Below are 25560 nucleotides of genomic sequence, written 5' to 3'. Positions count from 1 at the left end.
CTAAACGCTAAGCGACCGCATTTATTGGGAATTTCTGCTTTTTCCCTGCTATTTTTCTCCTTATTTTCCTCACAAAAAAGCCGGGTGATGCTTCGCTTACCCGGCCTACGATTGAAATTGTTGCAGGCCCGGTAAGCGCAGCGCCACCGGGCAAAAAATCACGCTCGGGTCATCATCAGCTTACGCAGCGCGGCAAAATCCGCCGGCAGCTCATGAGAGAGCAGCGGCAGGTCAGCGCGATCCGCCAGCTCTTTCGGCAGCGGCAGCGTTTCACCCAGAATCTCTTCCACGCTCTCTTTGAATTTTGCCGGATGCGCCGTCCCCAGGAACAGGCCATACTCGCCAGGATTAAGCTGGTCGCGCAGCGCACGGTAAGCAATCGCCGCATGCGGTTCAGAGGTATACCCCACCGCTTTCAGCTCACGCATAGTGCTTTTGGTGGTTTCATCGGTGACCGCCGCATAGCCCAGATCGCCCAGACGCCACACTTTACGGCGGAACAGCTCTTCCACGCGCGGCCAGTTGTTTGGCTGTGACACGTCCATCGCGTTAGAGAGCGTCGCCTGGGTCGCGTTCGGCGCCCATTTACCGTCTTTCAGGAAGCGTGGCACGGTGTCGTTGGCGTTAGTCGCCGCAATAAAGCGTTTCACCGGCAGCCCGAGGGATTTCGCCAGCAGGCCCGCGGTCAGGTCGCCAAAGTTTCCGCTCGGTACCGAAACCACCAGCTGATTACGCGCCTCTTGCGGCAGTTGGGCAACCGCTTCGAAGTAGTAGCAAATCTGCGCCAGCAGGCGGCTGATGTTAATGGAGTTAGCAGAGTTGAGCCCCAGCGCGGCTTTCAGCTCTTCATCGTCGAAGGCCTGTTTCACCAGCGCCTGACAGGCATCGAAGTCGCCATCTACCGCCACGGTTTCAATGTTGCCGCCGAGGGTGCAGAACAGTTTTTCCTGGAGCGGGCTGATCTTGCCTTTCGGATAGAGGATCACCACGCGGACGTTCTTCAGACCGTAAAAAGCATGCGCCACGGCGGCACCGGTATCCCCGGAGGTGGCGGTCAGAATGGTGACCGGCTTGTCGCCGCTGATGTGGGTAAGCATCTGCGCCATAAAGCGGCCGCCGAAGTCTTTAAACGCCAGGGTTGGGCCGTGGAACAGCTCCAGACAGCCCACATCCGGCTCAACCTGCTGAACCGGTGCCGGGAAGGCGAACGCCGCACGTACGCGCTCTTCCAGCAACTCCTGCGGGATTTCGTCGCCGATAAACGCAGACAAAATTTTTGTGCTGCGAGTGACAAAGTCCTGCTTCAACAGCTCATCAATGTCGGTCAGCTGGAATTCAGGGAGATCGTGAGGGAAGAACAGCCCCTGATTTTTGCCCAGTCCCTGAGTCACCGCCTGCGCGAAGCTGACCTGCTCGTTATGATCTTTCAGATTGTAGAGTTTCATTCGTTATCCCAGTACTCGTGCGCCAGCCGTGTCCAGACGGCAAATATGAACAAAGCCTTCCTGATTTTGCAGGTAGTGTTTAGAGAGCCAGTCCGCCACGCGCTGCGCGGTGTCTGGCTTATCGCACAGGGCGAACAGCGTCGGGCCGGAGCCGGAGATGCCGCACGCCTGCGCGCCAATATCAAGCGATGCCTGTCGCGCCTCATTAAAGCCAGGCAGCAACTTCGTACGATACGGTTCGGCAATCACATCTTTCATCAATTTCGCCGCCAGCTGTGGCTGACGGGTATAACAGGCGTGAATAAAGCCTGCCAGGTGACGTCCGTGGGCGATGCAGTCCTGACGACGATACTGCGCAGGCAGGATCGCACGCGCTTCCGCGGTAGAAACTTTGATACCCGGGTAGGCCAGTACCCACAGCCACTCATCAAACCCTGGCACCTGCTGGCTGATGATGCCATTTTCTTCGATCATCAACTGCATACCGCCGAGGAAACACGGCGCGACGTTATCGTAGTGGATACTGCCAGAGATGCGGCCTTCCAGCTCACCCATTAACCCCAGCAGACGGCTATTGTTCAGGGGTTTGCCGCAGTGCTCATTCATCGCCACCAGCGCGGCCACAACAGAGCAGGCACTTGACCCCAGGCCAGAGCCAATCGGCATACTTTTTTCCAGCGTCATGGCGACCGGCACGTTTTTCCCGATCTCCTGACAGAAGCGCTCCCAGCACTGATAGACAATATTCTCGCGCGGTTCGGACGGCAGCTTGCTGGCAAAACGTCCCACGTTATTCAGGCTGAAGCTTTCTGCTGCTTCCACCGTGACCGTATCGCCCAATAGTGAACCGTCCACCGGCGTCACCGCCGCACCCAGCACATCAAACCCGACGCTCATATTGGCGCTGGAAGCCGGGGCATAAACTTTGACCATGTTAAACTCCTAACTTCCATGACAGGGTACGCAGCAGATCGGCAAACACACCCGCCGCCGTAACATCGTTCCCTGCGCCATAGCCGCGAAGCACCAGCGGCAATGGCTGATAATAGTGGCTGTAAAACGCCAGGGCGTTTTCGCCGTTTTTGACTTTGTACAGCGGATCGTTGCCATCGACTTCGGCAATCTTCACCCGGCACACGCCATCTTCTTCAATGTTGCCAACATAGCGCAATACCTTACCTTCATCACGGGCTTTCGCCACGCGTGCGGCAAAAGCGTCATCCAGCTGCGGTAACTTGTCCATAAAGGCGCTGACGTCACCGCTGCTGTCAAATTCAGCCGGCAGCACGGGTTCTATCACGATATCGGAAAGCTCCAGCTCACGGCCCGTTTCGCGCGCCAGAATAAGCAGTTTGCGCGCCACGTCCATACCGGAGAGATCGTCACGCGGATCCGGCTCGGTGTAGCCCAGTTCACGCGCGGCACGGGTTGCTTCTGAGAGGCTCATCCCTTCATCCAGCTTACCGAAAATAAAGGACAGCGAACCGGAGAGAATGCCGGAGAAATGTTGCAGTTCGTCGCCCGCGTTCAGCAGGTTCTGCAGGTTTTCGATAACCGGCAGGCCCGCCCCCACGTTGGTATCGTACAGGAACTTGCGACGCGATTTGCTCGCCGCCAGACGCAGCTGGTGATAGTAATCCATCGACGAGGTGTTGGCCTTTTTGTTCGGCGTGACCACATGGAAGCCTTCGCGCAAGAAGTCCGCGTACTGATCGGCAACCGCCTGGTTCGAGGTACAATCGACAATCACCGGGTTCAGCAGGTGATACTCTTTCACCAGACGGATCAGACGCCCAAGGTTGAACGGCTCTTTTGCCTCGTTCAACTCGGCCTGCCAGTTTTCCAGGTTCAGCCCGTGAACGTTGGTCAGCAGCGCTTTTGAGTTGGCGATCCCGCAGACGCGCAGATCGATATGCTTCTTCTTCAGCCACTCCTGCTGACGTTTCACCTGCTCCAGCAGCGCACCGCCAACACCGCCCACGCCAATCAGGAACAGCTCAATCACCTGATCGGTGTTGAACAGCATCTGATGAACCACGCGTACGCCGGTAGTCGCGTCATCGTTATCAACCACCACCGAAATAGAACGCTCGGATGAGCCCTGGGCAATCGCCACGATATTAATATTGGCGCGCGCCAGCGCGGCAAAGAACTTGGCGGAGATACCGCGCAGCGTGCGCATACCGTCGCCAACCACGGAGATAACCGCAAGACGTTCCTGAATGGATAATGGCTCCAGCAGCTCTTCTTTCAGCTCCAGATAGAACTCTTCTTCCAGCGCACGACGGGCGCGCAGACAGTCACCCTGCGGCACGCAGAAGCTGATGCTGTATTCCGATGAGGACTGGGTGATCAGCACCACAGAGATCCCATTGCGTGACATTGCGGCAAACACGCGCGCCGCCATGCCAACCATCCCTTTCATACCAGGCCCGGAGACGCTGAACATTGCCATGTTGTTGAGGTTAGAGATACCTTTCACCGGCAGGCCATCTTCGTCGGTGCTGGCGCCAATCAGCGTGCCAGGCGCTTGCGGGTTACCGGTATTTTTAATCAGGCAAGGGATCTGGAACTGGGCAATGGGGGAGATGGTACGAGGGTGAAGCACTTTCGCGCCGAAGTAGGAAAGCTCCATCGCCTCCTGGTAAGACATCGACTTCAGCAGCCTGGCGTCCGGTACCTGGCGCGGGTCGCAGGTGTATACGCCGTCAACGTCAGTCCAGATCTCGCAACAGTCCGCGCGTAAACAGGCGGCCAGCACAGCAGCAGAGTAATCAGAGCCGTTACGGCCCAGCACCACCAGTTCACCCTTTTCATTGCCGGCGGTGAAGCCCGCCATCAGGATCATATGGTCAGAAGGAATTTTGCTCGCAGCGATGCGGCGGGTTGATTCAGCAATATCAACGGTGGATTCGAGGTAGTGGCCCACCGCCAGCAGTTTTTCAACCGGATCAATCACCGTGACGTGATGCCCGCGCGCTTCCAGCAGGCCCGCCATGATGGCGATAGAGAGTTTCTCACCGCGGCAAATTAACGCCGCGTTGATGCTGTCCGGGCACTGACCCAGCAGGCTGATACCGTGCAGCACATGTTTAATCTGGGCAAATTCTTGTTCTACGAAGGCTTTCAGCTGTACGAGCGGGAAACCTGGCTGTGCCTCCGCCAGTCCCTGCAGCAGCTCGGCGAAGATACGCTCGGCATCGCTAATGTTCGGAAGTGCATCCTGACCGCCAATGGTCTTTTCAATCATCGCCACCAGGTGGTTAGTGATTTTTGCCGGCGCAGAGAGAACGGTCGCGACCTGTCCCTGCCTGGCGTTGCTCTCCAGGATATCGGCAACACGCAGAAAGCGTTCTGCATTTGCCACTGATGTACCGCCGAACTTCAACACTCGCATGGTTCTACCTCGTTTCCTTTAGCCGAAAAAAAAGCCCGCACTGTTCAGGTGCGGGCTTTTTTCTGTTTTTCCTGTACGCGTCAGCCCGCATCGTTACCTGTGGTAATGATGGTTGTGGTAATGGTGGTGATGCTGATGCGTTTCATGGATGTTGTGTACTCTGTCATTATTATCTGTCTGTGCTGTATTCTTTTAGGGTTAAAGGATCGGGCACCTTAAGTCAATGAATTTTTAATTTGATCACAATTCAGCGGATTCTTACGTCCCGCTGCGTGCAGATTTATTTTCATCCGATTCCGCCAGAGGCAACCCTTAACGTCAGACGCTTACGCCATAGTAAAAACTTATGGCAGCATTTTACTCGGATAATTTTTTTTCGATATCGTGCAGCAAACGGTGCAGCATTGCCGTATCGCGCTGCTCCAGACGCCCAAGACGCTGCTGCAGCCAGTCAGCCATTTTTTGATCATCCGCCACACCAAGTTGCATCAGCAGGTTGTCAACGCGCGTACGCAGCGCGGCCAGTTGGTTTTCGTCGGTACCCACCGCTTGCGGTTGGGGAATTTGTATTAAGGACGCTAATTGATAGCAATAGACCATCACCGCCTGACCTAAATTCAGGGACGGATAATCCGCGACCATCGGAGCCCCTGTCAGCACGTCCGCGAGCGCCAGTTCGTCGTTTGTTAATCCTGAATCTTCCCGCCCAAACACCAGCGCCGCTTTTTCCAGCCACTGGCTTTTCTCGCTCATCATCGGTACCAGTTCCGCTGGCGTGGCGTAATAGTGGAACTTAGCCCGACTGCGCGCCGTGGTCGCAACGGTAAACGAAATATCGTGCAGCGCGTCGGCGAGCTTGTCGTAAGTGGTTATATTATCAAGAATATCGCCCGACCCGTGCGCCACCCAACGCGCCGCGGGCTCCAGGTGAGCAGCGCTGTCCACAATACGCAAATCGGTGAACCCCATGGTCTTCATGGCACGCGCCGCAGCGCCTATATTTTCAGCTCTGGCTGGCGCGACCAGTACAATCGACAGATGCATTTATGCTCTCTTTTTAATCAGTTAGCGGGGATTAATGTGATGCGCGTCAACATATTACGCGGCGCGAATTTACAATTTTGCAACACAAATCACCGAAATAGCGTTTCATAACAAATTAAAAGCGCTAAACTATTTTGTAGCTGAACAATCATTTAGAATGTTAACAGAACCTGATTATCCTTATGTTTTATAATGATAATGACAGGGTGAATACGCGATTTAAGTTGGATTCGTAACGTTTATCAATCAAGATCCGCAACTAGTTGGTTTATTGAAAAATTGTGACAAAGGCTAGCATTTAGCTATGATGATTTCATCAAACTGTTAACGTGCTACAATTGAACTTGATATATGTCAACGAAGCGTAGTTTTATTGGGTGTCAGGTGTCACTTAGCCTGTTATGTTGCTGTTAAAATGGTTAGGATGACAGCCGTTTTTGACACTGTCGGGTCCAAAGGGAAAGTACCCACGACCAAGCTAATGATGTTGTTGACGTTGATGGAAAGTGCATCAAGAACGCAATTACGTACTTTAGTCACGTTAGCCCGGTCATGTTAATTTGCGACATGCATCAGGCAGGTCAGGGACTTTTGTACTTCCTGTTTCGATTTAGTTGGCAATTTAGGTAGCAAACATGCAGACCCCGCACATTCTTATCGTTGAAGACGAGTTGGTAACACGCAACACGTTGAAGAGCATTTTCGAAGCAGAAGGCTACGATGTCTTTGAAGCGACCGATGGCGCAGAGATGCATCAGATCCTTTCTGAAAATGATATCAACCTGGTCATTATGGATATCAATCTGCCAGGTAAAAACGGCCTTCTGCTGGCGCGCGAACTGCGTGAACAGGCGAACGTCGCATTAATGTTCCTGACAGGCCGTGATAACGAAGTTGATAAGATCCTTGGCCTGGAAATCGGTGCGGATGACTACATCACCAAACCGTTTAACCCACGCGAGTTAACCATTCGTGCACGCAACCTGCTGTCCCGCACCATGAACCTGGGCACCGTCAGCGAAGAGCGTCGTAGCGTAGACAGCTACAAATTCAACGGCTGGGAACTTGATATCAATAGCCGTTCACTGATCAGCCCGAACGGTGAGCAGTATAAACTGCCGCGCAGTGAATTCCGCGCGATGCTGCACTTCTGTGAAAACCCGGGCAAAATTCAGTCCCGTGCAGAACTGCTGAAGAAAATGACCGGCCGTGAGCTGAAGCCACACGACCGTACTGTAGACGTGACCATCCGTCGTATTCGTAAACATTTCGAATCTACGCCAGATACGCCGGAAATCATCGCCACGATCCACGGCGAAGGCTATCGTTTCTGCGGTGACCTGCAGGAGTGATCCTGCAGTCAACACCATAAAAAACGGCGCGAAAGCGCCGTTTTTTTATTCCCGCCACGGCATAATCGGCACCGCGCTAATCGCGTTTTTCGGTGAACCTTCCACTACTTTGTCGGAGTAAGCAAGGTAGGCCAGGGTGTTACGTTTAGCATCGTAAAAACGCACCACCTGCAGCTTTTTGAAGACCAGCGACGTCCGTTTCTGGAACACCACATCCCCCTGCGCTTTGCCGTTTTTGATTTTGTCGCTCAGCTCAACCGGCCCGACCTGCTGGCAGGAGATGGCCGCATCGGATGTATCCTCGGCCAGTCCCAGACCGCCTTTAATCCCCCCGGTTTTTGCCCGGCTAACGTAGCAGGTGACGTTTTTCACATCCGGATCGTCAAACGCCTCCACCACAATTTTGTGGTCCGGCCCAAACATTTTAAACACGGTATCGACAGAACCAATCTGTTCCGCCTGCGCCGCGCGGCCCGCTATCAGCAGTAAGGCTGTTAAGAGCAATGTCTTATATTTCATATTGTTACCATTTCTTAATATTACGTTGAGCGATTATTCAACACGTTAGACAAAAATGTAGCAAGATCACAGGATTAGAATATATTCCCCCAAAACGCAGGACAAAAAGCATTAATGAGCAAAAAAAACACTGAATGCTAAAACATCAAAAAATGCTATTATCCGCTAACCTGTTATCAGGCACCTGCTGTTTTAAGGATGAGGATAGTATATGGATCAGGCTGGAATTATTCGCGACCTGCTAACCTGGCTGGAAGGTCATCTTGACCAGCCTTTGTCACTGGATAATGTGGCGGCTAAAGCAGGCTATTCCAAGTGGCATCTGCAAAGGATGTTCAAGGATGTCACCGGTCATGCTATCGGTGCCTATATTCGCGCACGTCGTTTATCTAAATCTGCGGTGGCCTTACGCCTGACCGCGCGGCCCATTCTTGATATTGCCCTGCAGTATCGTTTCGACTCGCAACAAACATTCACCCGAGCTTTTAAAAAACAGTTCTCGTTGACGCCAGCACTCTATCGCCGTTCACCTGACTGGAGCTCATACGGTATGCGCCCGCCGCTGCGTCTGGGCGAGTTCGCCATGCCGAAGTACGAAATCATTACCCTGCCGGAAACCCATTTGATCGGTACGACACAGAGCTACACCTGTTCTCTGGAGCAGATTTCTGAGTTCCGCCATCAAATGCGCGTTCAGTTCTGGCGCGACTTCCTGAGCCATGCCCCGGCGATCCCGCCTATCCTGTATGGTCTCAACGAAACGCATCCAAGCCAGGAAAAAGACGACGAGCAGGAGGTGTTCTACACCACCGCGTTAACGCCGGAGATGGCCAATGGCTATATTCAGGGCTCTAAACCGGTCGTGCTGGAAGGCGGAGAGTATGTGATGTTCTCCTACGAAGGGCTGGGAACGGGCGTACAGGAATTCATCCTGACCGTTTACGGAACATGCATGCCTATGCTGAACCTGAATCGCCGTAAAGGTCAGGATATTGAGCGCTACTACCCGGCAAGCGATGCGAAACCGGAAGAAGGCCCCATTAATCTGCGGATGGAATTCTTAATCCCGATCCGTCGTTAGCGCTGCAGTTCATCCAGTGCAGGGGCATCAAGATGCGAAATGTCCCCTGCCATCTCAACGACCCATCCCGACGCCAGCCACGCGCTTTCCTGATAATCAATACGGGAAATAGAGCAGTTGCGCAGACGCAAACGGCGCTCCGCATAGGCCGGTAACCCCAGAATGGTGCTGACCAGACATCCCAGCGCAATCCCGTGACTCACCAGCAGTGGACGGCTTCCGGCGGGCAGCTTCAGGCATTCCGCCAGCGCAGCATGCATACGCACGCTCAGCTCCTGCATGGATTCGCCCTCAGGGATACGGCCATCTTCGGTACCGTTAACCAGCGTGCGGCGCCAGCCCTCTTCCGTTTCTGTCAGCGTATCGATATGGCGTTTTTCGAGCACCCCCATATCCAGCTCGCGCAGGCGCGGTTCAAGCAGCACATCACAACCACAGGCATCAGCAATAATGCGCGCCGTCTGCTGCGTGCGACCTAAATCGCTGGTGATGACATGGGTAATGCCCAGCGTTCTGGCACGTTCTGCCACCTGCCACGCTTGCTGCACACCCTTTTCAGTGAGAGGACTGTCGGACTGGCCTTGAATACGTCGCTCGGCGTTCCACTGCGTTTCACCGTGGCGAACAAGGTATACCTGTAACATGCTTTTTTTCCGTTATACTGCGATGAGTTTTTTTGAATCGAGCTTAATTATGCACCATGTTGTCTCTGCTACCACCAATCCTGCCAAAATTCAGGCAATTCTAAGGGCATTTGAAGAGATTTTCGGCGAAGGATCCTGCCATATTGATGCCGTCGGCGTCGAGAGTGGCGTTCCTGAACAGCCGTTTGGCAGCGAAGAAACGCGCGCTGGCGCACGAAATCGCGTGTTAAATGCGAAAGCGGCCGCACCCGATGCCGACTTCTGGGTCGCCATTGAAGCGGGAATTGACGAGGGCGCGACGTTTAGCTGGGTGGTTATCGAAAGCCGTGAACAGCGCGGTGAAGCACGCTCGGCCACCCTGCCGCTGCCGGACATCATTCTGGAAAAAGTGCGCGCAGGCGAAGCGCTCGGGCCAGTGATGTCGCAGTACACCGGCATTGATGAAATAGGCCGTAAAGAAGGAGCGATTGGCGTCTTTACTGCTGGCGCGCTTACGCGCTCAAGCGTTTACCATCAGGCGGTGATCCTGGCGTTAAGCCCGTTCCATAACGCCATTTATCGTTGAACGTGTAGGCCGGATAAGGCGCAGCCGTCATCCGGCGTTTTTCAGCAATACCGCTTCCAGCCACTGACGCAGCTCAACCGGCGCAGACTTCAGGCTGTTTGAACCGCGGGTGATCGTCGCGATCCCCGCGCCCAGCTCGTTTTTGAGCTCACGCTGGCTCATCTCACCGCGCAGTAACTCTTCGATGATCCGCACGCGCGTGCCCAACGCCTCACGCTCGTCCGGCGTCAGCATCAGTTGCAGCAGGGGTAAATGCAGATCCTGGTCGTAAGACTGGCGGAGCAACTCCACAAAACGAAGCCACTCCTGATGACGTTGTTCGGCCAGTGCCGAGGAATACGGGGAATGCTGGGTCATGTTATACCGCCTGTTGTACTCATTAACGAGTACAGCATAACACAACCCATCCCAATCAGTAACGTCTCTGCCACTCCGCATCGCTCATCAGGGTATCTTTTTGCCCCATGAAGTAACGGTAATAGGCATCATACGCCAGCACGTTCTTCACGTAGCCGCGCGTTTCTGAGAACGGAATGCTCTCGACAAACGCCACGGCGTCGATGCGTCCGGCGCTGTTACCCAGCCAGGTACGCACACGCCCTGGGCCCGCGTTATACGCCGCAGAGGCGAAAATGCGGTTGTTACCAAACTGCTGATAGACGTACTGCAGATAGCTGGTACCAATGTTGATGTTGGTATCCGGATCCAGCAGCTGTGATGGACTGCTGTATCCCGGGATATTAAACATCTTCACCGTATGCGTCGCCGTGCCCGGCATAATCTGCATCAGGCCGCTGGCCCCTACCGGGGAACGGACTTTCGGGTTCCAGGCGCTCTCCTGACGGGCAATCGCCATGGCATAGCTTTGCGGAATATCTTTACCGCTGGTGTAGCGATCGAACAGATCTTTGTAGGCCAGCGGGAAACGTTCTTCGAGATGATCCCACAGCTTACCGGCGATCGTCGCCTGAACGCTCAGATCCCACCAGTGGTTATCAAAGGCGTAACGGGCAAGCTGGGCTTTCTCATCCGTAGTGCGGCTGGTGACCAGATTCGCCCACTCGCTACGGGCGGTGTTGTCCATATTCCAGTACATCAGCTCGCGCACGCGCGCCATTTCCGGCCCCTGGGTCAACGCCGGGCTGGCGTTACCCGGCGCTTTATCAATGCGGAAGGTGTACTCCTCACCCAGACGCTGCGCGGCCACCATTGGGTAGAAGCCTCGCTGCTGCATCAGCGCGTGGAGGATCTCTTTGGCTTCGTCATCGCGTCCCCGCTCCATCAGCAGATCCGCCTGCCAGTAGCGCCATTCGTCTTTCTCTTTGGCTTCCATCGGCAGACGCGCAAGCCAGGTATTAAGGCCTTTACGATCGCCCGTCCCCAGCGCCATGCGCACGCGACGTTCCACCAGCGACGTGGAGTTGGAACGCATAATGGCATCGTCCCGCCAGCGGGCCTGTTCGTCGGTTACGTCCGAGCCCATCAGTCTCCACGCCACGATGTCGCGCAGTTCCTGGGTTTGCTCTTCATTGAGCTGCTGTGCCTGTACAAGCTGCGGGATCATCAGCCGCGCGTTTTCGACATCGTCACGCGCCACGCTGGCAAAGGCCACCGCCGCCATCTGTCGGGTAAAATCGGTCGCTCCCGTGCTGCGGGCAAAGGTCAGAACGCTGTTGGGGTCGTTTGCCAGCGACATCACGGCCGTGGAAATGGTCTGGTAATCCGACGGCATTTGACCCGCCAGAGCCATCACCAGACGCGTGTTTCCCGCTTTCATCGCCAGACGGATACGTTCAAGGTAAGCCAGCGGATCCTGTTTACCGGAAGCACGCCAGGCACCAAAGAGCGAATCACAGGCGTTAGGCTGGCTTTTCCCGGTCAGCCACAGCTCTTTTGCCCCGGCCCAGGCTTCCTCCTGCTGACCGGTGGCCCATTTTGCATAGTAATAGTTACACTGGGCTTCCGTGGTGTTCGGTTTTTCCGGGCTGAACGCCAGCAGTCCGCGCCAGTCTTCACGACGCGCCAGCTCGTTTACAAAACGAGACTGCAGGTTCCGGGCGGGCGGCAGGGTCGGGTTCGCCTGAATGAAGTTATTCACGGTGACCGTGGGTTGATTCATGAGATCGTCAGTAATCTGGCGATACTCCAGATAGGGATAGAGAGGATAGTCTTTCAGCGTCGGCATCAACGCCTGCACAGTATCCATCTGTTTGTTGTCCCACGCCTGTTTAATCTGGGCGTAGCGGTTACGTTGTTCATCCAGTGAATCGGCATGCACCGCCTGGCTTACCGCCATTACGCATACGCTGGCCGCCAGCAGACGCCAGACCACCCGTTTGGCTTTTTCCACAAGCTCTTCCTCATTGTTTTTTCGTCAATTGCAGCGTCTTGCCACGTCAAAGTCTAATTAACTTATGCTAACCAGGCATCCCGGAACGCGCCACGTTACGGACACTTTTTTACCTTTCCTGCGCGTTTTAACACTCCCGACGTTCCTGGCTGGGATTAGGGCGGGAAAAAGGCTACACTTCGAGGCTGAAATTCCTTTTCATCACGATAAAAGAGGCGAAGTCCAACGTGGCTCAATTCGTTTATACCATGCATCGTGTCGGCAAAGTGGTACCGCCGAAACGTCATATTCTTAAAAATATCTCGCTGAGCTTCTTCCCGGGCGCAAAAATCGGTGTTCTGGGCCTCAACGGTGCCGGTAAGTCCACCCTGCTGCGCATCATGGCCGGCATCGATACAGACATCGAAGGTGAAGCCCGTCCGCAGCCAGGCATCAAAATTGGCTACCTGCCGCAGGAACCTCAGCTGAACCCTGAACACACCGTTCGTGAATCGGTTGAAGAAGCGGTATCCGAAGTGGTTAACGCGCTGAAAGGTCTGGATGAAGTGTATGCCAAATACGCCGAGCCAGATGCGGACTTCGATAAACTGGCCGCTCAGCAAGGCAAATTTGAAGAGATTATCCAGGCGCACGACGGTCACAACCTGAACGTGCAGCTGGAGCGCGCCGCTGACGCCCTGCGTCTGCCGGACTGGGATGCGAAAATCGCCAACCTCTCCGGTGGTGAGCGTCGCCGCGTGGCGCTGTGCCGTCTGCTGCTGGAAAAACCAGACATGCTGCTGCTCGACGAACCCACTAACCACCTGGATGCGGAATCCGTGGCGTGGCTGGAACGCTTCCTGCACGACTTCGAAGGCACCGTGGTGGCGATCACCCACGACCGTTACTTCCTCGACAACGTGGCGGGCTGGATCCTGGAGCTGGACCGCGGCGAGGGTATCCCATGGGAAGGCAACTACTCTTCCTGGCTGGAGCAGAAAGATCAGCGTCTGGCGCAGGAAGCGTCTGCTGAAGCAGCACGCCGTAAGTCTATTGAGAAAGAGCTGGAGTGGGTACGTCAGGGCACGAAGGGCCGTCAGTCTAAGGGCAAAGCCCGTCTGGCACGCTTCGAAGAGCTGAACAACACCGAATACCAGAAACGTAACGAAACCAACGAACTGTTTATTCCACCTGGCGCGCGTCTGGGGGATAAAGTGGTCGAAGTCAGCAACCTGCGTAAATCTTACGGTGACCGCGTGCTGATCGACGATCTCTCCTTCTCCGTACCGAAGGGTGCCATCGTCGGTATCATCGGTCCGAACGGCGCGGGTAAATCCACCCTGTTCCGTATGATGTCCGGTCAGGAGCAGCCAGACAGCGGCTCTATCACCCTGGGTGAAACGGTGAAACTGGCGTCCGTTGACCAGTTCCGTGACGCAATGGATAACAGCAAAACCGTGTGGGAAGAAGTGTCCGGCGGGCTGGATATCATGCGTATCGGTAACACCGAGATGCCAAGCCGTGCCTACGTTGGCCGCTTTAACTTCAAAGGTACCGATCAGGGTAAACGCGTCGGCGAGTTGTCCGGTGGTGAGCGTGGTCGTCTGCATCTGGCGAAGCTGCTGCAGGTTGGCGGTAACGTACTGCTGCTCGATGAACCAACCAACGACCTCGACATCGAAACCCTGCGCGCGCTGGAAAACGCCCTGCTGGAGTTCCCGGGCTGTGCCATGGTTATCTCGCACGACCGTTGGTTCCTTGACCGTATCGCCACCCACATTCTGGACTACCAGGATGAAGGTAAGGTAGAGTTCTTCGAAGGTAACTTCACCGAATACGAAGAGTACAAGAAACGCACGCTGGGCGCAGACGCGCTGGAGCCGAAGCGTATTAAGTACAAGCGTATTGCGAAATAAAAGTAAAACGGCAACTTCGGTTGCCGTTTTTTATGTTTGTGCCCTCTCCCCGTGGGAGAGGGTCAGGGTGAGGGCATCAGGCCGCACATAATCACCCACCCACGTAAAACCGCTTCACCTCATCAAACTGCATCGCAAACTCGATATAGCTCATCAGCGCAGGCGAATTGAGCTTACGGCTCGGATAGGCGATCCAGAGATCGTTTCCTTCAACGTTCCACTCCGGTAGCACCTGCACCAGCGCCCCTTTTTCAATTTTATCTTCCAGCAAAAAAGCGGGTAAGAGTGTGATCCCCGCACCAGCTACCGCGCACTCACGAGCATAAACAAGATTATCCGTCATATGCGCATTGTCCGGCAGATAGCGGTAATCCTCACTCTCGCTTTGCAGGAGCCATTCAGACCAGGCCTTGTGGGTAATACAGCGGTGATCCACCAGCTGGCGGGGATGGTGCAGCGGCTCCCGGCGTGCCAGATATTCCGGTGAGGCCAGCATATAGCGCGGACAGTGGCCAATCATGCGGCCAATCAGCGAGGAGTCCTGCGGTTTACCGGTACGCAGCGCCACGTCAAAGCCAGACTCCACCAGATCGAGCACATCGTCAGAAATAGAGACATCCAGCGAAACGTCAGGATAGCGGAGCTGAAACTCGGCATTCAGGTGTGCCAGTAACGTCGCGCCAATGCCCGCCGGGCAGGTGATACGAAGCCGCCCGCTGGGGTTTTCACGCAGACGCTGAATGGCATACTCCGCCCTTTCACTGGCCGCCAGCATCTCGCGACAATGCACCAGATAGTGCTCCCCCGCAAAGGTCAGATTCAGCCTGCGCGTGGTGCGGTTTAGCAGGCGGATCCCCACCTGCTGCTCAAGCTGGCTAATCCGCTGGCTAACGCTGGATTTCGGCAGGTCTGCTTTCTGCGCTGCGGCGGTAAAACTGCCCATCTCCGCCACCAGCGCAAACAGCGCCATATCCTGAAGCTGTTTAAACATGATTGTTCACCCTATACGAACACTCCGTTCTTGATTGTCCATCTTATCATGCGCATGACCACTTAATAGACTAGCCTCAACAAAACGCATTCCATTGAGGAGTTGATCATGTCTGTTAAAGCCATTGCCGTTAATCCTGAAAATCCCGCAGCTTTTATTGAGATCACCCAACCGATGCCACAGCCCGGTGAACACGATCTGCTGGTGGAAGTAAAAGCCGTTTCCATCAACCCGGTCGATACCAAAGTGCATGCGAGTCTTGTTAAAAACGGCCTGCAGGCGCCACGCATTCTCGGCTGGGATGCCAGCGGTGTCGTCAAAGCGGTGGGGACAAGCGTCACCGGCTTCAAACCGGGCGACGAAGTGTGGTACGCGGGTGATATTACCCGTCCGGGCAGTAATGCCACGCATCAGCTGATTGATGCGCGTATTGTCGGACACAAACCGACAAGCCTTGGCTGGGATGCCGCTGCCGCATTGCCGCTGACCGCGCTCACCGCCTGGGAAGGGCTGTTTGAGCGCCTGAACATTCAGGATGCCGGGTCGGACAAAACGCTGCTGATCATCGGCGGTGCCGGCGGCGTAGGCTCCCTTGCGATCCCGTTTGCGAAGCACAACAGCAAGGTCAGGGTCATCGCCACCGCGTCGCGGGAAGACTCAGCCCAATGGTGTCGCGATCGCGGCGCGGATCTGGTGGTGAATTATCGCGATCTGCAAGGTGAACTGGCCAAACAAGGCATCACCTTTGTGGATTATATTTTTATCCTCAATGATACCGATGGCCACTGGGACGCGGTCAGCGAACTGATTGCACCGCAGGGACACATCTGCTCCATCGTCGAAAATGCGCACCCGCTGAACCAGGACAAGCTGAAATCCAAATCCGCCGCCCTGCACTGGGAATTCATGTATACCCGCAGCATGTACCAGACTGCCGATATGGCGCGTCAGGGTGAGATCTTAAACGAGGTGGCGAAGCTGGTGGATAACGGCGTGGTGGAGAGCTCGCTCAGCGAAACGCTGCACGGGCTGAGCGTGGAAAGCATTACCGAGGCCCACCGCAAAGTGCTGGACGGGCATATGCGCGGGAAGGTGGTGGTTGCGTTCTGAGTGGATAATTCCCCCTCTCCCCACGGGGGAGAGGGTAAAGACAGCTCCGTACGATCCCCTCTCCCCCATGGGGAGAGGGTTAGGGAGAAGGGCAAACCTGTGAATTTACCCCTGCTCCCCCATCATCTCCTTCACCAGCTCGACGCAGCGCAGGAAACGGGTGTCGTAATCCGACGCTTCAACGTGGACAAACTCCACGTTGTTCTCGTGAAGCATCTCCACCAGCATCGTCTGGAACTCTTTTCTGTCCACTGAGCTACCGAGGCTGCGCATCCCGTCGGCGACCCATGGCGTGTTGTTTTCCAGCAGGATCACCAGGTCGAAGCGATATTCATCGATCAGCGCCTGTACGAACGGGTGCTCGCGTCCTTCATACTTCTTACAGAAAGCTTGTGTGGTGACAAAATCGGTGTCGATGAAGGCCACTTTGTTGGCGTATTTCACCGCGAAATCAATGTACTGAGCATGGCCTAGCGCGATTTTGTCGTAATCAGAATACTGCAGCGCCATCTCGTCTCCCCCCAGATGGGAAAAGACATAATCACGTCCGTATTCCCACGCGCTGGTAGTATTGAAGATATTTGCCAGCTTGTTAACCAGCGTCGATTTCCCGCTGGATTCACCGCCCAGAATCGCAACTGTGCGCACAAAGAACGGCTTCACTTCGGTCGGGATGTAATCCCAGTAGCGGAACGGGTTTTCGCGGATCTGCGCCCCGCTGATGTTCATGAATGTACGCTTAGGATCGATCAGCACCGTTTCAATGCCCAGATGCTCGCGGAACTGCGGTGCGTCGGACTCTTCAGAGGTGTAGATCCAGTTGGGCGCAATGCCCTTCTCTTCCATAAACGCTTTAATGCCGTTGCTCCACACGTCCCAGCCGTGTGGATACGGCTCCATGCCCTCTTCGTTAAAGGCATGAATGCGAATGTTTTTCTGATATTTGAAGGTCTGAAGCAGCCAGCGCAGGCGATCCGGCACCGTCGGCTGCTGCGACATGGCGCTGTCTTCAAACAGCTGACGGTCACGGGTTTCATCGTAACCCATGATGATGTGCAGCTCGTCGACCTGGCTACAAGCGCGCTGGATCAGGTAGATATGGCCGGTATGCAGCGGGTAAAACTTACCAAACACCACGCCGATGTTCTTTTGCATACGCGGGAATTCAAGCCCCAGAAAGCGATGTAACGCTTCAAGCTTTTGCGCGCTGGGGCTTTTGATTTTGGCGTTCAGCAACTGGCTAAGATAGCCTTTCGTCATGCCGCTGGCGTCAGCCACCTGCTGTAGCGTGCAGCCTTTCTGACGGATTGCGGTCTTGATGTAGTCAAATGATGACATAAATTACGGTGCCTCCTGCAAAATCGAATACGTAATTATAAGTCGTCAAAGACATTTAACGCATCTGCGAGTTTTTTAACGCCAAAGACCTGCATCCCTTCGGGGATCTTCTTCGGCACGTTGGCCGCCGGCACAATCGCCCGGCGGAAGCCATGTTTCGCCGCCTCGGAGATGCGCTCCTGGCCGCTGGGCACCGGGCGGATCTCCCCGGCCAGCCCCACTTCGCCGAAGACCACCAGATCCTGCGGCAGCGGTCTGTCACGCAGACTGGAGACCATCGCCAGCAGCAGCGCCAGATCGGCACTGGTCTCTGAAACTTTCACGCCCCCGACCACGTTGACGAAGACGTCCTGATCGGCCATTTGCAGGCCACCATGACGGTGTAGCACCGCCAGCAGGATCGCCAGACGGTTCTGTTCCAGACCAACCGCCACGCGCCGCGGGTTACCCATCATCGAGTGATCCACCAGCGCCTGAATTTCAACGAGCAGCGGGCGCGTCCCCTCCCACAGCACCATCACCGAACTGCCGGAGGTGACTTCATCTCCCCGGCTCAGGAAGATGGCCGACGGGTTGCTGACTTCGCGCAGCCCCTGCTCGGTCATGGCAAATACGCCTAGCTCGTTCACCGCACCAAAGCGGTTTTTGTGGCTGCGCAGGGTACGGAAGCGGGAGTCTGCGTCGCCGTCCAGCATCACGGAGCAGTCGATACAGTGCTCAAGCACTTTTGGCCCCGCCAGGGAACCATCTTTTGTAACGTGGCCGACCATTACAATCGCCACGCCGCGGGTTTTGGCAAAACGCGTCAGATACGCGGCGGTCTCACGCACCTGCGCCACGCTGCCCGGCGAGGACTGAATATCCGCCATGTGCATCACCTGGATGGAGTCAATCACCATCAGCTTCGGCTGCTCTTCTTCAGCAATCATGCAGATCTGCTCAATGCTGGTTTCCGACAGCATATTCAGATTGCCGGTAGGTAACCCCAGACGGTGTGCTCGCATCGCCACCTGCTGCAGGGACTCTTCGCCAGTGACGTACAGGGTTTTCATCTGCTCGGCGAGCTTGCAGAGCGTTTGCAGCAGCAGGGTCGATTTACCCGCTCCCGGGTTACCGCCGATCAGGATCGCACTGCCCGGCACCACGCCGCCGCCAAGTACGCGGTCAAATTCTTTGAAGCCGGTGGAGAAGCGCGGCAACGCTTCCAGACTGATTTCTGACAGTTTTTGGACTTTTGCCACACCGGCATTACCCGCATAGCCGCTCAGGCGTTCATTGCGGGCCACGCTCGGCGAAGCCGCCACACCACGCACTTCGGTGATGGTGTTCCAGGCATGACAGGCGCTGCATTGCCCCTGCCAGCGCGGATAATCCGCACCACATTCATTACAGACAAATGCGCGTTTTGGGGCTTTAGCCACGGTTTACCTCGTTATTTCAGTGCGGCCTGCGCGCCGGGTGACGCTAACGCTTACCCGGCCTACAATCGCATACCGTTATTTCTGATTCAGGCTGCCGGAGAGGATGCAGAACACCCCCATCAGGTCAGCGTGACGGATAGTCACTTCCGTCTTTTCATTCACTTTTGGCTTGGCATGGTAGGCAATGCCAAGACCGGCAACTTTGATCATCGGCAGATCGTTTGCGCCATCGCCAATGGCAACGGTCTGGGCAACCGGAATTTCATATTTCTCGGCCAGTCGGCTCAGCGTATTGGCTTTATACTGCGCATCCACGATATCGCCGAGCACCTGCCCGGTCAGCTTACCGTCCATGATCTCCAGCTCGTTGGCGACCACGGTGGTCAGATGCAGTTTTTCCCGCAGGTAATCCGCGAAGAAGGTAAAGCCACCGGAGGCGATCGCCACTTTCCAGCCCAGCGACTGGAGCTTCAGCACCAGTTGCGTCAGCCCGGGCATCAGCGGCAGTTCATCGCGCACCTGACGCAGGATATTGGCATCGGCCCCTTTGAGGGTCGCCACGCGCTGTCTCAGGCTGGCAGTAAAATCCAGCTCGCCGCGCATCGCGCGCTCGGTCACTTCCGCCACCAGCTCGCCGCTGCCCGCCAGTTTGGCGATCTCATCGATACACTCAATCTGGATGGCGGTAGAGTCCATATCCATCACCAGCAGACCCGGCGTTTTCAGATGGGGGATTTTACCCAGCGGGGCAACGTCCAGCCCGGCGTCGTGCGCCAGACGCGTCGCACGCTGCGTCAGGGAACCGGCCAGGCGAATGACCTGATAATCTTCCACACACCAGGCGGCGACAATCACCATCGCCGCACCCAGTTTAGTTTGATATTGGGTAAGGCGTTGCTTATCCAGGCCGCGTCCGTACAGCAGCCAGCCGCTACGGCCAGCGTGGTAATCCAGAGGCATCACCTCATCGCCACTTAAAGAGAGCGGCAATCCTGGCCATAAAGAGACATCCGTTGGCAGGTCGCACCAGGTAATGTTCGGCATTGAAGCTCCTGTAATTTCGTTCGCGCCGGAAGGTTCCAGAGGGAAAATAACGCATGAGGCTACCCTGTAACCATCACTTCTGGCAACATTAAGCCGTAAATTTTCAGCAGGTGGAATATGGCTCGCGCAAAACTGAAATTCCGGCTTCATCGCGCCGTGATCGTCCTTTTCTGTCTCGCCCTGTTAGTGGTGCTGATGCAAGGGGCGTCGTGGTTTAGCCAGAATCATCAACGGCAACGGAATCCGCAGTTTGAGGAGCTGGCCCGCACGCTGGCGCGTCAGGTTACGCTTAACGTCGCGCCCGCTATGCGTACCGAAACGCCGGATGACAAACGCATCAGCCAGGTTTTGCGTCAGTTAACCGAGAACAGCCGTATCCTGGATGCCGGTGTCTACGATGAAAAAGGCGATCTGATTGCCCGCGCGGGCGAGCATGTCGACGTACGCGACAGGCTGGCGCTGGACGGTAAAAAAGCCGGGGGCTACTTTAACCAGCAGATCGTCGAACCTATTCAGGGCAAAAATGGTCCGCTGGGGTATCTGCGCCTGACGCTCGACACCCATACCCTGCCCACGGAAGCCAAACAGGTGGATAACACCACCAATATACTCCGTCTGATGCTCCTGCTCTCCCTCGCCATTGGCGTGGTACTGGCCCGCACCTTGCTGCAGGGCAAGCGCACCCGCTGGCAGCAGTCGCCCTTCCTGCTGACCGCCAGCAAATCTGTTCCTGAAGACGAAGAGAGCGAAAAGAAAGATTAGTGATAAAGTAGGCTGATGATTCGGAAAAGGAACTCTGCCATGACGACGTTACGCCTGCTGCTCTCTGACTCTTACGATCCGTGGTTTAATCTTGCGGTGGAAGAGTGCATCTTCCGCCAGATGCCCGCCACCCAACGCGTGCTGTTTCTCTGGCGCAACGCCGACACGGTGGTCATTGGCCGCGCGCAGAATCCGTGGAAAGAGTGTAACACCCGGCGTATGGAAGAGGACAACGTCCGTCTGGCGCGCCGCAGCAGCGGCGGTGGTGCGGTATTCCACGATCTGGGCAATACCTGCTTTACCTTTATGGCGGGTAAGCCGGAATACGACAAGACCATCTCAACGTCCATTGTCCTCAACGCGCTCAATTCGCTCGGCGTGACGGCAGAAGCCTCCGGGCGTAACGATCTGGTGGTCAAAACGCCCGACGGAGATCGCAAAGTGTCAGGCTCAGCCTATCGCGAAACACTGGATCGCGGCTTCCACCACGGCACCCTTCTTCTTAACGCCGATCTCAGCCGTCTGGCGAACTACCTGAATCCCGACAAGAAAAAACTGCAGGCCAAAGGGATCACTTCCGTGCGGGGGCGCGTGGCCAACCTGGTTGAGCTTCTGCCGGACATCACTCACGCGCAAATCTGCGAGGCGATCCAGGAAGCCTTCTTTGCCCATTACGGTGAGCGCGTAGAGGCAGAGGTGATCTCCCCGGATAAAACCCCGGATCTGCCCAATTTCGCCGAAACCTTTGCCCGCCAGAGCAGTTGGGAGTGGAACTTTGGCCAGGCGCCTGCCTTTTCGCATCTGCTGGACGAACGCTTTACCTGGGGCGGCGTGGAGCTGCACTTTGACGTAGAGAAAGGTCATATCACCCGCACGCAGGTATTTACGGACAGCCTTAACCCGGCGCCGTTAGAGGCGCTGGCGGCTCGTTTGCAGGGCTGTTTGTATCGGGCGGATATGCTGCAGCAGGAATGCGATGCGTTGATCGGGGATTTCCCGGGGCAGGAAAATGAGCTGAGGGAGTTGTCAGCGTGGATTGCACGGGCCGTGCGCTAGGTGCGGCCTGGTGCTCTCACCCCAACCCTCTCCCACAGGGAGAGGGTCGGAAGAGACAGAATTACTCTTTATCGCCCAGCAGAACGGATTCCAGCGCGATTTTGATCATGTCGTTGAAGGTGGTCTGACGCTCAGCAGCCGTGGTCTGCTCGTGGGTACGGATGTGGTCAGAGACGGTGCAGATGGTCAGTGCTTTCGCACCGAACTCAGCCGCGACGCCGTAGATGCCCGCCGCTTCCATTTCCACGCCCAGGATGCCGTATTTTTCCATTACGTCGAACATCTCGCCGCCGTCCGGCGCATAGAACAGATCCGCAGAGAACAGGTTACCCACGCGAGCATCAACGCCCAGCGCTTTAGCCGCGTCAACCGCGTTACGCACCATGCCGAAATCAGCAATCGCCGCGAAGTCGTGATCTTTGAAACGCATACGGTTGACTTTGGAATCGGTGCAGGCACCCATACCAATCACCACGTCACGCAGTTTAACGTCCATGCGCACCGCGCCGCAGGAGCCAACACGGATGATTTTCTTCACGCCGAAGTCGGTGATCAGCTCTTTGGTGTAGATGGAGCAGGATGGAATACCCATACCGTGGCCCATCACGGAGATTTTGCGGCCTTTGTACGTTCCGGTGAAGCCCAGCATGCCGCGAACGTTGTTCACTTCACGCACGTCTTCCAGGAAAGTTTCTGCAATGTGTTTCGCGCGCAGCGGGTCGCCCGGCATCAATACGACGTCAGCGAAATCACCCATTTCTGCGTTAATGTGAGGAGTTGCCATCTTCAGTTCCTTTTCATTGTAAATTCGCCCTCTCCCCGTGGGAGAGGGTTGGGGTGAGGGCATCAGGCCGCACCCAACATAACTCAGAACATCGCCTTGCCATATTCCATGTCAGACGTGCCAAAATATTTCGCAATCGTCTGGCCGATGTCCGCGAAGGTTTCACGGTGACCCAGCGAGCCCGGTTTCACTTTCGGGCCATACACCAGCACCGGAATGTGCTCACGAGTGTGGTCAGTACCGGTCCAGGTTGGGTCACAGCCGTGGTCAGCGGTCAGGATCAGAATGTCATCTTCACCCACCAGCTCCATCAGCTCTGGCAGACGACGGTCGAACAGCTCCAGGCCAGCCGCATAACCCGCCACGTCGCGACGGTGGCCCCAGGAGGAGTCGAAGTCGACGAAGTTGGTGAAGACGATGGTGTTATCACCTGCTTCTTTCATCTCTTTGACGGTCGCGTCAAACAGCGCATCCAGGCCGGTGGCTTTCACCTTTTTGGTGATACCGCAGTTGGCGTAGATATCGGCGATTTTACCCACGGAAACCACGTGACCGCCTTTCTCATCAACCAGTTTCTGCAGCACGGTAGGTGCCGGTGGCTCAACGGCCAGGTCGTGACGGTTACCGGTACGCTGGAAGTTACCCGCTTTGTCGCCGATAAACGGACGCGCGATAACACGACCAATGTTGTAGCCGCCTTCGGTCAGCTCTTCACGGGCGATTTCGCACAGCTCGTACAGTTTATCCAGGCCAAACGTCTCTTCGTGGCAGGCAATCTGGAATACGGAGTCAGCAGAGGTGTAGAAAATCGGCTTACCGGTTTTCATGTGCTCTTCGCCGAGCTGATCCAGAATCACGGTACCGGAAGAGTGGCAGTTACCGAGGTAGCCCGGCAGGTTGGCGCGTTTCACCAGCTTATCAAGCAGTTCCTGCGGGAAGCTGTTCTCGTGATCGGAGAAATAGCCCCAGTCAAACAGAACCGGCACACCGGCGATTTCCCAGTGTCCAGACGGGGTGTCTTTACCGGAAGAGAGCTCATGCGCCCAGGCGTAAGCGCCCACCACTTCCGCGTTGCCGTCCATACCGGCAGCGATTTTACCGGTAGAACCTTCATGCGCTTTCACCAGACCGAGGCGGGTCAGATTGGGCAGAGTCAGAGGGCCTTTACGACCGTTGTCCGCTTCGCCTTTCGCACAGGCTTCCGCGATGTGACCCATGGTATCGGAACCCACGTCACCAAAACGTTCTGCATCTTCGGTTGCGCCGATGCCGAATGAGTCCAGCACCATAATAAATGCACGTTTCATAATTGTTCTCCGTACGTAGTGCTAAAAATGATTGATCAGATCAGTATACCGCTATTCGGTGATACGACGATAGACCGAAGGCGAGCTTTCTGGTGCTTTATCAGCAAGCGTAATAGCCGCTTTCATCGCCTTCGCCGCCTCCTGCCAGCTGGCTTCGTCTTTGGCGTGGATCACCGCCAGCGGACGTTCTCCGTCAACGCTGTCGCCCAGACGGGCCATATCGGTAAAGCCAACGCTGTAATCAATGGTGTCCGATGCCTGACGACGGCCGCCGCCCATCGAGACCACCGCCATACCCAGTGCACGGGTGTCCATAGCAGAGACAAAACCTTCGCTATCGGCATAAACGGCTTTGCTGAGCGTCGCGGTCGGCAGGTATTTCGCGTAGTTTTCCACGAAGTCGGTCGGGCCTTTTTGCGCCGCCACCATGCGGCCAAAGATCTCTGCCGCTTTGCCGTTATCCAGCACCGCCTGCAGCTTCGCGCGCGCTTCAGCGTCGTCTTTCGCCAGTTTGCCTGAAATCAGCATCTCGACGCACAGCGCCATGGTCACGTCGAACAGTCGTGGGTTACGGTAAACGCCTGTCAGGAACTGAACGGCTTCGCGCACTTCGACGGCGTTACCGGCGCTGGAGGCCAGCACCTGATTCATGTCCGTCAGCAGTGCGGTGGTGCGCACGCCTGCGCCGTTGGCGACGCCAACGATCGCTTCAGCAAGCTGAGCAGAGAGTTCATAGGTTGGCATAAACGCGCCGCTACCCACTTTTACGTCCATTACCAGCGCGTCCAGCCCCTCTGCCAGTTTCTTCGCCAGAATAGAGGCGGTGATCAGCGGGATGGAGTCAACGGTTGCGGTGATATCGCGGGTTGCGTAGAAGCGCTTGTCTGCCGGGGCAAGCGAGCTGGTCTGGCCGATGATCGCCACGCCAACGTCTTTAATAATTTCGCGGAAGCGGTTGTCATCCGGGAAGATATCGAAGCCCGGAATGGCTTCCAGTTTGTCGAGCGTACCGCCGGTGTGTCCCAGGCCGCGCCCGGAGATCATCGGGATATAACCGCCGCAGGCCGCCACCATGGGGCCGAGCATCAGAGACGTTACATCGCCTACGCCGCCGGTGGAGTGTTTGTCGACAATCGGACCGTTGAGGTTGAGGCTCTTCCAGTCCAGTACGGTTCCTGAATCTCGCATCGCCATGGTCAACGAGACACGCTCAGGCATCGACATATCGTGGAAGAAGATGGTCATCGCCAGGGCTGCAATCTGCCCTTCTGAGATGGTGTTATCTCGAATGCCGTTGATAAAGAAGCGGATCTCTTCGTCGCTTAATGCATGACCATCACGTTTTTTACGAATAATTTCTTGTGCGAGAAACACGGTAACCCCCATGAGGAATCGGGTGAATGATGGCGGGTACGATATACCCGACCACGATCCTGTAGGCCGGGTAAGCGTAGC

Annotated in this window: 24 protein-coding genes and 1 other annotated feature; of the genes, 7 read left to right on the top strand and 17 right to left on the bottom strand. The window is 55.9% G+C overall.

The features are described 5' to 3' along the window. Positions 1-158: 158 nt before the first annotated feature. The 6 genes from thrC to yjjY all read right to left on the bottom strand — a co-directional run bounded on the left by thrC (position 159) and on the right by yjjY (position 6426). On the bottom strand, positions 159-1445 hold the full coding sequence (gene thrC, locus ACQG22_RS03355) for a threonine synthase (RefSeq protein ID WP_013095511.1): 1287 nt from the start codon (positions 1443-1445) through the stop codon (positions 159-161). 3 nt (positions 1446-1448) lie between these two features. Then, positions 1449-2378, bottom strand: a complete 930-nt coding sequence (gene thrB, locus ACQG22_RS03350; protein WP_013095510.1) for a homoserine kinase — start codon at positions 2376-2378, stop codon at positions 1449-1451. Between the two features lies 1 nt (position 2379). Beyond that, positions 2380-4842 (bottom strand): bifunctional aspartate kinase/homoserine dehydrogenase I, encoded by a 2463-nt coding sequence (gene thrA / locus ACQG22_RS03345; protein ID WP_048972693.1) that lies wholly within the window; start codon positions 4840-4842, stop codon positions 2380-2382. Positions 4843-4866: 24 nt separating this feature from the next. Continuing rightward, positions 4867-4981 (bottom strand) — a sequence feature (Thr leader region). Beyond that, the gene (gene thrL / locus ACQG22_RS03340; protein ID WP_369706573.1) at positions 4923-4988 is read right to left on the bottom strand and encodes a thr operon leader peptide; all 66 of its coding nucleotides are present in this window, start codon (positions 4986-4988) and stop codon (positions 4923-4925) included. (Overlaps the previous feature by 59 nt.) A gap of 211 nt (positions 4989-5199) precedes the next feature. After that, positions 5200-5886: a tRNA/rRNA methyltransferase gene (locus ACQG22_RS03335; RefSeq protein WP_058661978.1), complete on the bottom strand. Its 687-nt coding sequence runs from the start codon at positions 5884-5886 to the stop codon at positions 5200-5202. 399 nt (positions 5887-6285) lie between these two features. Then, positions 6286-6426, bottom strand: coding sequence for a protein YjjY (gene yjjY / locus ACQG22_RS03330; RefSeq protein ID WP_001541509.1), 141 nt, complete (start codon positions 6424-6426; stop codon positions 6286-6288). A 95-nt stretch (positions 6427-6521) separates the two neighbouring features. Here yjjY and arcA point away from each other — a divergent pair, with 95 nt between their 5' ends. Beyond that, the gene (gene arcA, locus ACQG22_RS03325) at positions 6522-7238 is read left to right on the top strand and encodes a two-component system response regulator ArcA (protein ID WP_003856501.1); all 717 of its coding nucleotides are present in this window, start codon (positions 6522-6524) and stop codon (positions 7236-7238) included. Positions 7239-7283: 45 nt separating this feature from the next. Here the strand turns inward: arcA and creA are convergent, their stop codons facing one another. Beyond that, complete coding sequence (gene creA, locus ACQG22_RS03320) at positions 7284-7757, bottom strand: protein CreA (protein ID WP_040020122.1); 474 nt, start codon at positions 7755-7757, stop codon at positions 7284-7286. Positions 7758-7968: 211 nt separating this feature from the next. Between creA and robA the strand changes: the two genes are divergently transcribed. Next, positions 7969-8838, top strand: a complete 870-nt coding sequence (robA, locus tag ACQG22_RS03315; RefSeq protein ID WP_013095505.1) for an MDR efflux pump AcrAB transcriptional activator RobA — start codon at positions 7969-7971, stop codon at positions 8836-8838. On the opposite strand, the gene gpmB is transcribed toward robA, so the two are convergent. After that, positions 8835-9482 carry a 2,3-diphosphoglycerate-dependent phosphoglycerate mutase GpmB gene (gpmB, locus tag ACQG22_RS03310; protein WP_013095504.1) on the bottom strand — a complete coding sequence of 216 codons (648 nt, stop codon included), beginning with the start codon at positions 9480-9482 and terminating at the stop codon, positions 8835-8837. The genes robA and gpmB overlap by 4 nt on opposite strands. A gap of 49 nt (positions 9483-9531) precedes the next feature. Here gpmB and yjjX point away from each other — a divergent pair, with 49 nt between their 5' ends. Next, the gene (yjjX, locus tag ACQG22_RS03305) at positions 9532-10047 is read left to right on the top strand and encodes an inosine/xanthosine triphosphatase (RefSeq protein WP_029882672.1); all 516 of its coding nucleotides are present in this window, start codon (positions 9532-9534) and stop codon (positions 10045-10047) included. 27 nt (positions 10048-10074) lie between these two features. Here yjjX and trpR read toward each other — a convergent pair whose 3' ends face one another. Next, the gene (gene trpR, locus ACQG22_RS03300; protein ID WP_013095502.1) at positions 10075-10404 is read right to left on the bottom strand and encodes a trp operon repressor; all 330 of its coding nucleotides are present in this window, start codon (positions 10402-10404) and stop codon (positions 10075-10077) included. 55 nt (positions 10405-10459) lie between these two features. After that, on the bottom strand, positions 10460-12397 hold the full coding sequence (sltY, locus tag ACQG22_RS03295) for a murein transglycosylase (RefSeq protein WP_013095501.1): 1938 nt from the start codon (positions 12395-12397) through the stop codon (positions 10460-10462). Positions 12398-12624: 227 nt separating this feature from the next. On the opposite strand from sltY, the gene ettA reads away from it, so the two are divergent. Beyond that, a complete protein-coding gene (gene ettA / locus ACQG22_RS03290; RefSeq protein WP_013095500.1) occupies positions 12625-14292 on the top strand; it encodes an energy-dependent translational throttle protein EttA in 1668 nt (555 codons plus the stop codon). Positions 14293-14383: 91 nt separating this feature from the next. Here ettA and ACQG22_RS03285 read toward each other — a convergent pair whose 3' ends face one another. After that, positions 14384-15283: a LysR family transcriptional regulator gene (locus tag ACQG22_RS03285; protein ID WP_369706571.1), complete on the bottom strand. Its 900-nt coding sequence runs from the start codon at positions 15281-15283 to the stop codon at positions 14384-14386. Between the two features lie 108 nt (positions 15284-15391). Between ACQG22_RS03285 and ACQG22_RS03280 the strand changes: the two genes are divergently transcribed. Next, entirely contained in the window at positions 15392-16393 is a 1002-nt protein-coding gene (locus ACQG22_RS03280; RefSeq protein ID WP_040020126.1) for a zinc-binding alcohol dehydrogenase family protein, read from the top strand. 105 nt (positions 16394-16498) lie between these two features. On the opposite strand, the gene nadR is transcribed toward ACQG22_RS03280, so the two are convergent. The 3 genes from nadR to serB form a co-directional block, all read right to left on the bottom strand. Then, positions 16499-17731: a multifunctional transcriptional regulator/nicotinamide-nucleotide adenylyltransferase/ribosylnicotinamide kinase NadR gene (gene nadR / locus ACQG22_RS03275; RefSeq protein ID WP_014830583.1), complete on the bottom strand. Its 1233-nt coding sequence runs from the start codon at positions 17729-17731 to the stop codon at positions 16499-16501. Positions 17732-17766: 35 nt separating this feature from the next. Next, positions 17767-19152, bottom strand: coding sequence for a DNA repair protein RadA (radA, locus tag ACQG22_RS03270; RefSeq protein ID WP_013095496.1), 1386 nt, complete (start codon positions 19150-19152; stop codon positions 17767-17769). 75 nt (positions 19153-19227) lie between these two features. Beyond that, positions 19228-20196: a phosphoserine phosphatase gene (serB, locus tag ACQG22_RS03265; RefSeq protein WP_013095495.1), complete on the bottom strand. Its 969-nt coding sequence runs from the start codon at positions 20194-20196 to the stop codon at positions 19228-19230. A 117-nt stretch (positions 20197-20313) separates the two neighbouring features. Here serB and ACQG22_RS03260 point away from each other — a divergent pair, with 117 nt between their 5' ends. Both ACQG22_RS03260 and lplA read left to right on the top strand, forming a co-directional pair. After that, on the top strand, positions 20314-20958 hold the full coding sequence (locus ACQG22_RS03260; protein ID WP_013095494.1) for a YtjB family periplasmic protein: 645 nt from the start codon (positions 20314-20316) through the stop codon (positions 20956-20958). A gap of 39 nt (positions 20959-20997) precedes the next feature. Then, positions 20998-22014 carry a lipoate--protein ligase LplA gene (gene lplA, locus ACQG22_RS03255; protein WP_057071048.1) on the top strand — a complete coding sequence of 339 codons (1017 nt, stop codon included), beginning with the start codon at positions 20998-21000 and terminating at the stop codon, positions 22012-22014. Positions 22015-22075: 61 nt separating this feature from the next. Here lplA and deoD read toward each other — a convergent pair whose 3' ends face one another. The 3 genes from deoD to deoA form a co-directional block, all read right to left on the bottom strand. Then, positions 22076-22798 carry a purine-nucleoside phosphorylase gene (gene deoD / locus ACQG22_RS03250; protein ID WP_013095492.1) on the bottom strand — a complete coding sequence of 241 codons (723 nt, stop codon included), beginning with the start codon at positions 22796-22798 and terminating at the stop codon, positions 22076-22078. 83 nt (positions 22799-22881) lie between these two features. After that, the gene (gene deoB / locus ACQG22_RS03245) at positions 22882-24105 is read right to left on the bottom strand and encodes a phosphopentomutase (RefSeq protein ID WP_013095491.1); all 1224 of its coding nucleotides are present in this window, start codon (positions 24103-24105) and stop codon (positions 22882-22884) included. Between the two features lie 51 nt (positions 24106-24156). Next, positions 24157-25479, bottom strand: coding sequence for a thymidine phosphorylase (gene deoA, locus ACQG22_RS03240; protein ID WP_102751635.1), 1323 nt, complete (start codon positions 25477-25479; stop codon positions 24157-24159). Positions 25480-25560 lie beyond the last annotated feature (81 nt).

The organism is Enterobacter cloacae complex sp. 309I3 (genome assembly GCF_050031595.1).
GTDB classification, from domain to species: domain Bacteria; phylum Pseudomonadota; class Gammaproteobacteria; order Enterobacterales; family Enterobacteriaceae; genus Enterobacter; species Enterobacter cloacae.
Note: the sequence above shows the minus strand (reverse complement) of the source record. Positions and strands in the feature narration are given on the sequence as shown.